General features: G+C 63.3%; 8 protein-coding genes. 6 read left to right on the plus strand and 2 right to left on the minus strand.

Annotated features, from left to right (window positions below; translation table 11 throughout):
- Nucleotides 1-100: 100 nt before the first annotated feature.
- Nucleotides 101-574, plus strand: coding sequence for a hypothetical protein (locus COA07_RS16715; protein WP_037447312.1), 474 nt, complete (start codon nt 101-103; stop codon nt 572-574).
- A gap of 198 nt (nt 575-772) precedes the next feature.
- Here the strand turns inward: COA07_RS16715 and COA07_RS16720 are convergent, their stop codons facing one another.
- Nucleotides 773-2,638: a reverse transcriptase/maturase family protein gene (locus tag COA07_RS16720; RefSeq protein ID WP_046408784.1), complete on the minus strand. Its 1,866-nt coding sequence runs from the start codon at nt 2,636-2,638 to the stop codon at nt 773-775.
- A 1,051-nt stretch (nt 2,639-3,689) separates the two neighbouring features.
- On the opposite strand from COA07_RS16720, the gene COA07_RS16725 reads away from it, so the two are divergent.
- The 3 genes from COA07_RS16725 (at nt 3,690) to COA07_RS16735 (ending at nt 6,615) form a co-directional block, all read left to right on the plus strand.
- Nucleotides 3,690-4,682 carry an SLOG family protein gene (locus tag COA07_RS16725; RefSeq protein WP_037447491.1) on the plus strand — a complete coding sequence of 331 codons (993 nt, stop codon included), beginning with the start codon at nt 3,690-3,692 and terminating at the stop codon, nt 4,680-4,682.
- A 585-nt stretch (nt 4,683-5,267) separates the two neighbouring features.
- The gene (locus COA07_RS18365) at nt 5,268-5,435 is read left to right on the plus strand and encodes a hypothetical protein (RefSeq protein ID WP_156028549.1); all 168 of its coding nucleotides are present in this window, start codon (nt 5,268-5,270) and stop codon (nt 5,433-5,435) included.
- A 622-nt stretch (nt 5,436-6,057) separates the two neighbouring features.
- The gene (locus COA07_RS16735) at nt 6,058-6,615 is read left to right on the plus strand and encodes a hypothetical protein (protein ID WP_037447306.1); all 558 of its coding nucleotides are present in this window, start codon (nt 6,058-6,060) and stop codon (nt 6,613-6,615) included.
- A gap of 177 nt (nt 6,616-6,792) precedes the next feature.
- On the opposite strand, the gene COA07_RS16740 is transcribed toward COA07_RS16735, so the two are convergent.
- Nucleotides 6,793-7,011 carry a hypothetical protein gene (locus tag COA07_RS16740; protein ID WP_037447303.1) on the minus strand — a complete coding sequence of 73 codons (219 nt, stop codon included), beginning with the start codon at nt 7,009-7,011 and terminating at the stop codon, nt 6,793-6,795.
- 524 nt (nt 7,012-7,535) lie between these two features.
- Between COA07_RS16740 and COA07_RS16745 the strand changes: the two genes are divergently transcribed.
- Together COA07_RS16745 and COA07_RS16750 are read left to right on the plus strand one after the other, a co-directional pair.
- Complete coding sequence (locus COA07_RS16745) at nt 7,536-7,826, plus strand: hypothetical protein (RefSeq protein ID WP_016509826.1); 291 nt, start codon at nt 7,536-7,538, stop codon at nt 7,824-7,826.
- On the plus strand, nt 7,813-8,655 hold the full coding sequence (locus COA07_RS16750; RefSeq protein WP_245842212.1) for a type IV secretion system DNA-binding domain-containing protein: 843 nt from the start codon (nt 7,813-7,815) through the stop codon (nt 8,653-8,655). Before COA07_RS16745 ends, COA07_RS16750 begins: the two co-directional genes overlap by 14 nt.
- Nucleotides 8,656-8,738: the final 83 nt, after the last annotated feature.

Genomic DNA, 8,738 nt, shown 5'->3' on the forward strand with positions numbered 1-8,738 from the left:
TTCGCGCATGCTTCATCATCGCCCGCGCAGGACGCCTCGCCCACGGTGCTTCGCACCGCGGCCTTGCGCCAGCGCGCGCTCACCTGAAAGGTCCGGCACCATGACCGTCCAGCGCGACATGTTCGACGGCGACCCGTTCGCGCCCGAGCCGATACCTGCGGCACCGGACCCGGTCGCTCGGGTCGACGAGCCGGCACCCGCCGGCGGCGACCACGACGGCAATGCCGTCGCGCTCGCCCCGCTGGCGGTGCCGTACGGCTTCCGCAACCGTCGCAATGAACCCTGCCGGCGTCTCGCCGAGCGACCCATCCTGATGAACGGCCAGCCCTTCGTCCATCGTGGTCACCAGCTGCTCCAGTGTCCGCGTTCCTGCTGGCTAGACGATGACAGCGCGGTCGAGCCGGACATTGCTGACCGGATCGGTGAAGATATCCGGTTCGCAACCGAACCGGATATCCAGACCGACCCGCACGGCGAGGACCCCGATGCCAACCGCGATCCAGACGACCCGGGAATCCAGGAGATGCCGGATTACGATGCCGGGGATGACGGTGGCGAGTATGAATGGGACTGATCCTGCTGATCCTGCTGTGCTGGCTGTGGGACGGCCGTAGAGGGGCAGGGCGGGGCGTCCCGCCTTGTGGGCGGGACCGGGCTCTATTCGGCCCTGGCGGGCCTCACGGAGCCCCCTGGCGGGGTCTCCGTAGGGTAGACGCGAGACGCCTCTTTCGAGGACGCCCCAGCGCCTCCCCCCGAACCGTGCTTGCACCTTTCAATGCACACGGCTCTCCATTCTGACAGGCATCCGGCCACCGTGATGCGCAACATGACACTTGTGGCACAGGACGACTGTCCTGCGCCGTCGTGCCGATTGTACCCAAGGCGTCAGTTGGTCGCGTCGCTTATCTTTCAGGCGATTGGGATGATGCATCTCGAACGGACCATCGGTGTCGCCGCATGCCTCGCATTGCTCGGCACTCAGGCGCGTGACCAGATCGTTCGGGCTCTGCGCAAGGCGAGAGCCTACCGTGATGGAGTCGACGAGGGGGTTATCCCACGTCTTCACGATCAGATGCTTCAGTTTCCACACCTTATGGACGCGCGGCTCGCCCCGAACCACGGTGATAACACCGTGATCCGACCCCATCTTCAGATATTCCTCGGCCTGCCGCCTCGTCGAGCGTCGCCGGCATGCTACAGTCGCAAAGAGGCTCCTGAGCATGACCAGCTCCAACTTGTCGAGTGACGCTTTCACGCCATCGGCGATCGCATAATAGTTCGCGAAGCCCCGGAACTCTGAGTTATAGGCAACGATAATCTCCGCCAAACTGGATTCCATGAGTTGCGGACGCACCCGGCCATTCCTCATGTCGAGGTTGCCGAGCTTTTTGCGCCTGCAGAACGCATAGACCCGATCCCTCGGCACCCACAGCTTGATATTCCCCCGCGTTGGCCGACGAAGGATGCGTCGCATCCCGCCGCCGACCGCCTGTCGCCCCGCCATTGTTCCGGGAGAGCGCAGCGTGAAGGCGCATACGTGGAAGCCAAGGAACGGCGATCCCCTCGATGCATCGCGAACCCCGGTTTTCTCCGGTGATACCGTCAGATTGAGCCGATCAGCGAGGAAGTGCTGTATGTCGGCCATGATCCGAACGGCATCCGCCTTGCTGCCGATCACGCCGACGAGGAAGTCATCGGCATAACGGCAATAGCGCAGGCGGCGGAAGTTGGGGTCCATTTGATCAACGGATGATATCTTCCGTCGATCCCGATTGATGGCTTCGATCCGAGCAAGACGGGTTCGGACCTCTGCCTCATCCGCGCCAACGGCACGGATTGCATCGATCTCCTTGCGAAGTGCGGCGATTTTCTGGCTTTGGACAACATATGCGGGATTGGCCCGCCGTTTGACGCCCTTGTCGAAGCGAGCCCGCATTTCCTCCATGAACAAGTCAAGCTCATGAAGATAGATGTTGGCAAGCAAGGGCGAGATGACCCCGCCCTGTGGAGTGCCGCTATAGGTCCGCTCGAACTTCCATTCGTCCATGCACCCGGCCTTGAGCATCGTCCCGATCAGATCAATGAACACAGGATCATCGATCCGGCGGGCCAATAGGCTGAGCAGGATATCATGGTCGATGTTGTCGAAGAACCCGCGAACATCCACTTCGATCAGCCATTTCGCGCCCGTCCAGGTTCTGCGGATCTCTTCGAGAGCCGTGTGGCAGGAGCGACCCGCGCGAAACCCATGACTGTGTTTCGAGAACACAGGCTCATAGATCGCCGCGAGGATCATTCTCGCCGCCTCCTGAACGATGCGATCATCCGCCGTAGGAATGCCCAATGGGCGCATTTTACCATTACCCTTGGGGATATAGACCCGCCGCACTGGACGAGGGCGGTAACGGCCTTCCGCCACGCCTTGGGTCAGACGATCCAGCCTCGCCAGCGTCATGCCGTCGAAGGTCTGGCCGTCTACTCCCGGCGTCATGGCACCCCGGTTTCGGGATACCCTGTCATAAGCCCGCTCATATAAGCAGCGGGACCGCATGAGGCGGTGGAGACCATTGATCCGCTTGCCCGCCCGCGACAGGGCCGGAAGCTTCTCGATCCGTCTCAGGATAGTAGCGGTCTGCATCAGCAGTTCCTTTCCGTTGATCCATCGAGTTTACAGAACTGCCGTCCTTCGCCCGGGCGCGCGGATTTCGACAAGGATCGCTCCCGCTTATACCGCTGTCCCGTCCGCCTCTCGGCGGTTGTCCCGGCCATTACACCGGGCATTTGACTACTATGACGGCTCCGTCGCCATGCAGGTCCGGCAAGCCGTCCTGTTTAGGCGATCCCGCAGTTGCGCGAGTGAGGAGTCGCGGCGCGTTTAGGTGCCCCGTTCGTTTCCTTAATCCCCTTACCGGGGCCACGCCGGGCGGACTGGCAGCGATTTGCAGGGCCGTGCTCCTCGCTCCGCTCGAGACGGTGTGTCAGCCGCGTTCACCGTCACCTACCTAGTGGTCGTTGGAAACTGGGATTCAAACAATCAAGTCTTCACCATGCGCGCCTTGCCTGCTGGTCAACCGTCAGGCTGCGGCGCCCAACTTCGATCCGTACCCCGACATGCTATGGTCCCGTTTTCCTTTCGGAATCTCAGCCGGTTCATCACCAGCACCGGTAAGTCGGTCAGGCATGAGCTATGCCAATAAGCTCAGTTCATTCGAACTCTCCTTTCTTCTTCGCGCCACAACGGCGCACGCCCTGCGGGTGACGATCCCTATGCCGGCGCCGGGCGTCCTGCGCGCGGGCGGCGGCAGCTGGCTCGCCCTCCCGGGCTCACTGGCGCTGCCTTTGCGGCGCTGCGCCTGGCGGCGCATCACCGCCGCCCGTGCTCGGTCCGACCCGGCGTGCCCACCACAACATAATATTTTCTCTCTCTGTGATGAGGAAGTCTGGCATGCGGGGTTGGCGGGCCGTCAAGGACGCGCGGTCCCCCCAATTTTCACGCACCCTTCCGCCTCCGCTTCGCTCCGCCTCCAGGGCACGAGAAAATCGGCTCCCCCGCGCGCGAGCGTTAACCGGGGTCCGCGACCCTGCGGGCCGCGGCTTCCCGGTTAACGTCCCTGACCGCCCTGACCGCCGCATGCCGGATGAGATTCCTCACCGAGAGAAGGTGAGATTTTCAACTCATGGAGGCTATCATGACCAAGTACAGCAACTTCAACGACATGGGCCGCGCGATCAACGAGCGCCGCGCCGACGAGGACACCACCGAGACCTATCAGGGGGCGTTCATCGAGGCGAGCGAGATGGCCAAGCTTTCCATCGTCAGCGAAGCCGAGAAGCTGGACATGCCCGACCCGGAGCAGGCCGCGCACGCCGTCGAGCAGATGCTGGCGACGATGTTCGACGTGTTCCGCGACACCCGCATGGAAGAATTCGCCGCCGATCTCGCATGGGGTTTCGTCAACAGCTTCCACATGGTGGCCAAGCGCATCGAGGGGCGGGAGGATGACGCCGCCAAGAAGCTGGGCGACCTGGTGCGCAGCTACGACCCCTCGGAGATCTACGCGGTGGAACTCGAAGAAACCCAGCTGCTCTGCCAGACCCTCGAGAATTGCGCCGAGGCGATGCGCTGCATGCGGGACCACGCCGGGAACGTGTATCGCGTCGAGACCGGACGGCCCTTCTCGACCGTCCGCGGCAGCAGGGTGTCGTCCAAGCTGACCGCCTCGATGATCGACGGTGCCGACTATCTGGCGGCACGCGCGGCAAAGCGTCGGGACGAGCACAACCCGAGCGGCCCGATTGTCGCCTTCTCGGGCGGCATGGAATGGCACGACCACGAGCAGCTCTTCGAACGCCTCGACCAGATCAAGCGTCGCATCCCGTCGATGGTCCTGATGACCACCGCCATGAACAAGGGTGCCGACGCCATCGCAGCGTCGTGGGCGGCCTCGCGCGAGGTCAAGCTGGTGCGCATGTTCCTCGACAAGCGCCACGGCAACCGGGGCGGGTTCCTGCGCAACGACCGCATCGCCTCGCTGCGTCCCGTCGAAGCGATCGTCTGCGAAGGATCGGGCGTCCAGATCGACTTCGCGCGCAAGCTGCGAACCGCCGGCGTACCGCTCCACGTCTTCCGCAAGGACGGACAGGCGCCGGTGCAGCCCAGCCAGCGCGGCCGTCGCGCCTGACGCACTCACGGAAGGGCTCCGGGAAACCGGAGTCCTTCCCCTTTTTTACGTCGCCCTGGGCGGCGCTCCGGGGCATCGAGCCCCATCGCGCCGCGTGGGACTGACCTTGCGGTCGATCGCACCGCGTTGCCGGATCGACACGGCTCGCTCGCGGCAGGGCAATGCCGTCGCATTGCCGCTGCCTGCCACGCCTCGCCGGTGCCGGGATCGATCTGTCGCTCCGTCGCATCGCCTCGCTCGCTTAGCGGTCATCGCTGAGTGCGATGACCAGCGCGCTACGCCTCGGCCGATGCGACCCTTGGAAAACCCCGGTGCGACCCCGAAAGGGCTATCCTTTGCTCGCCTCACTACAGAATGGCATGCGGGTATCACGGGCCGTCGAGACTTCGCGATCCCCCAAATTTTGCGCTGCCCGTCCGCAATCGCTCCGCTCAGCGGACCGCCAGCACAAAATCGGTTCCCCCGCTCTCGAGCGTTGACCGGGATCCCTGCCTTCGCTGCGCTCGCCACGGCTTCCCGGTCAACGGCATCAACCGCCCTGAACACCGCATGCCGGACGGTTCGCGTCAGCAAAAGGAGAATGACATGACCGACCCCATCTCGAACGACGACTACGCTCTCTGGGCGGACGGAACATGCGCGACGATCGGCGAGGTTCGCAGTGGCCACTACACCCACATGTCGGACGACTATGAGATCATCTCGTGGACCGACACCGCACGCCTGATCGAAATTGACGCGGTCGATCCCTGACGGAGGATCGGTACGGCTCGCTCGCGGCAGGGCAATGCCGTCGCATTGCCACTGCCTGCTACGCCTCGCCGGTGCCGGGATCGATCTGTCACTCCGTCGCATCGCCTCGCTCGCATCGCGGCCACGCCTGCGCGTGTCACGCTCGCTACGCATCGACCGTCGCGGCTCAGCCGGCGTCTCGACTGCGGCATCGGCACGGCTCGCTGGCGGGCGCGGCGATGCCGTCGCATCGCCTGCGCTGCCGCTGCGCATCGCGCCGTGCCGATGCGATCGAGTATGGGCTGACCGGCACGGCTCGCTCGCTTCACGACGATCCCTTCGGATCGCCGGTTCGCTACGCCTCGCTCGTGCCGATCGCACCCGCTTATCGACCGCGCCCGTCTCGCTCGCATCGCGGCCACGCCTGCGCGTGTCGCGCTCGCTACGCATCGACCGGCGCAGTCCGACCAATGCCCGGCTCGCTCGCGGTGCCGCAATGCCTGCGCATTGCGAGCACCAGCTACGCATCGCTCGGGCAACCGGTCCTGCGGACCGACCCATGACCCCGTGATCGGCCATGCCGATCCTGACGGATCGGAAGGGGAGGGAAACCGGGGATGATGGTTCCAATGGGAGACAGACCATGTCGATCACCTTCTTCCTCAGCGTCGATCGGAAAGCCGATGCCGCGCCCGCCGTCATCACCGCCCGCCAGCTCGCCGCGTTCCGCGCCTTCGCCCGGGAGCGTGGCCAGCTTCTCGAAGACGAGGACGATGACCCCCTGGTGTCGTGCTCGTTCGAAGCCCGCGTGTGCCCCTGGTCGCTCGCATCAATCTGCGCGATCTTCGATCACGACGTTGGTGTCATCTCCGTTGTCGAGGAAGCCCAGTTTCGTGGACTCAACGTCCGCTTCTGGCGCGACGATGCAACCCGCACGATCACCATGCACGTCGCCACCACGCCCGACGGCGCATCGGAGATCAACCTCGCCAACGGCAACGCCTATCGCGTCCTCGACGCGCTCCGGCTTGCCGACGACAATCGCGGCAGCATACCCATTACCGAATTGCGCGATACTCTGGGTCAGCCTTACGTCCGCCGCGATCTAGGCCACCTCAATGATGGCCGTTACCTCGAGCGGTTCGACTCGCTCGCGGCTCAGGCCGCTACCAGTGACGAGATACGCATGGTCTGGGGATAGCCTCCCTCCAGTCACCATCGCGTCGGGGGGCATCGGGCTTCGCCTCGATGCTCCCCATTCTTTTGCCTCAATGGACCGAAGCATCGCCAGCTTCGGCCAGGCATTGAAAAGGGGAGCGCCTTACGGCTGCTCCCCTTTTTTGCTTGATGGGCTTGAGCCCGCTCCTGCGCTGACCCGCTACGCGGTCAGGCGCTTCACGGTCTCGTCGATCCCGAGCTTCTTGATCGCCCCGATGATGGCGCTGAACTGGGCTGGATCGGCCTTCATCAGCCCCGACTTCTCAACCTCCTTCAACAACCCCGATCGCTCGCGATCGGCGAGTTGCTTGCGACGCTCGTTGAGCCGCTGTTCATCGGCCTCAAGCTGCGCCCGTTCCTGCTCGATACTCCGTGCCATTCGACATGCCTTTTCTGATCGTGAACCAGCCTCCATGTTGTACGATGCCAGCACCTACCCAGCTGCACAATAGCGACAACCATACTCGCTCGCTGGTCCGGTTTTACCGGACCAGCATGGGGCGACGGACACTGACCTGCGGCCAGGTCCGTCGTGGGGCGGGATTGCTCCGCCCAACCCCCTTCGGTCCTGCCCGATGATCGCCTGCCTGCGGCGCTTTCCCTCCCGGAGTCCGGTCCAATGATCGGACATCCAGCCATGATGCCACCACCACCGCGACAGTCCCTAAGGATTTGCACACCGTACGCGGCACGCCGCAGGTTAAGTGCCTGAAATACGGTCTGTTCACAGGGTGTGTCGTGTTCTCATGGTGGAAAAGCCTAGCCGGAGTTCGCTAACCCGTTGAAATAGCGTCTAGTTCGACGTTCTCGGCATGTAATACGTTTTCTATGGCGATGTCTGAAATCGCGTGTTAAACCTCCGGCTCCGAAATCCCCACCATCCACCAGTTGAGTGGATGGATCATGACTACACACCACGTCGGCTTCAGGCTTTCGAGTCAGGCTGTTGCGACCCTGGACAGCTTCGCGAAAGAGCGTGGATGCTCTCGCTCGGAGGCGTCCCGTTTAGTCTTTCATTTCGGACTTCCACTGGCGGTCGCGAGCCATTCCTTCAACGTCAGTCGCGTCCTGCTCATCCTAGAGCAACTGTCGGCTTCGATGGACCTCATCGTTACCCGCGAGCATCCCGACTACGCGGAGAAGATCATCGACATCGCCCAGGAGCGCGTGGAGGTTCACCATGCGCAGCGATGATATCCGGTTCAACGGTCAGGCGGCGACGGTAAAGCACCATTCAGCGCGGGGGCGGATCACCCGCAACTCCGGCAATTTCACCCGCGGTTCGCAGCTGCTTGCCAGCCAGTACAAGATGACCTGGGCGGGCCTCCAGGTGCCGATCTGGATCTGGCTCGGGACGTTCATCGTCCTGTTCAATATCTTCGTCTGGCTGGGCCTCGCCGAGCATGAGTTCCAGCTCGACCTGATGAAACTCTACTCGGCGATCTGGACATGGGTCGGCGCGGACAGATTCCACCTTATCAACCTGACCCTGCCCAACGGCGTCGTGACGAAAGTTCCGATCGGTTACGTTCCCTACGAGCCCCATGTCGTTCACGCCTGGGCTAAAACCATCAAAATCTTCCTGACGACGCTCGTCATGTCGGCTTTCATCGCCGCTCCGCTCATCATGTGGTTCATCATGTGGGCCAACAAGCGCGGCAGCGACATGCTCCAGGAACGCCATAACCGCGGCGCCCTGCTGGTCGAGCGAGATGTCCTCGTCAAAACCGTCAGCGGCCACAACCGGCGCAGGTTCCGAACCGAGTGCGCCGAGCACGAGCCCCCATACGTCCCGGAGCTGGTCGCCAAGGCTCCAATCCTCGATCGCATCGACCGGGGCATCCACGTTCCCTATACGATCGCCGGCATCCCCTATCCGTGGCGGCTCGAACAGAGCCATACCATGCTCATCGGCACCACCGGCACCGGCAAGACGACGCAGCTGCGCAGCCACGTCTCGCAGCTTCGTGCGCGCGGGCTGTCCGTCGTCAGAACATTCGGCACAACTCGCGGCGTAAATTAGCGGAGTGCGGGCCTCGTCTCGGGGTTGATGTTATGCGGCGAGCTTGCGGTGTTGCAAGCGTCGATATTCGATGGTCTGTCGTT

This window comes from Sphingomonas adhaesiva, assembly GCF_002374855.1.
GTDB lineage: Bacteria > Pseudomonadota > Alphaproteobacteria > Sphingomonadales > Sphingomonadaceae > Sphingomonas > Sphingomonas adhaesiva.

Coding starts and splice junctions, on each gene's coding strand:
- COA07_RS16715 (WP_037447312.1), top strand. CDS start 101: ATGACCGTCCAGCGCGACATGTTCGACGGCGACCCGTTCGCGCCCGAG.
- COA07_RS16720 (WP_046408784.1), bottom strand. CDS start 2,638: ATGCAGACCGCTACTATCCTGAGACGGATCGAGAAGCTTCCGGCCCTG.
- COA07_RS16725 (WP_037447491.1), top strand. CDS start 3,690: ATGACCAAGTACAGCAACTTCAACGACATGGGCCGCGCGATCAACGAG.
- COA07_RS18365 (WP_156028549.1), top strand. CDS start 5,268: ATGACCGACCCCATCTCGAACGACGACTACGCTCTCTGGGCGGACGGA.
- COA07_RS16735 (WP_037447306.1), top strand. CDS start 6,058: ATGTCGATCACCTTCTTCCTCAGCGTCGATCGGAAAGCCGATGCCGCG.
- COA07_RS16740 (WP_037447303.1), bottom strand. CDS start 7,011: ATGGCACGGAGTATCGAGCAGGAACGGGCGCAGCTTGAGGCCGATGAA.
- COA07_RS16745 (WP_016509826.1), top strand. CDS start 7,536: ATGACTACACACCACGTCGGCTTCAGGCTTTCGAGTCAGGCTGTTGCG.
- COA07_RS16750 (WP_245842212.1), top strand. CDS start 7,813: ATGCGCAGCGATGATATCCGGTTCAACGGTCAGGCGGCGACGGTAAAG.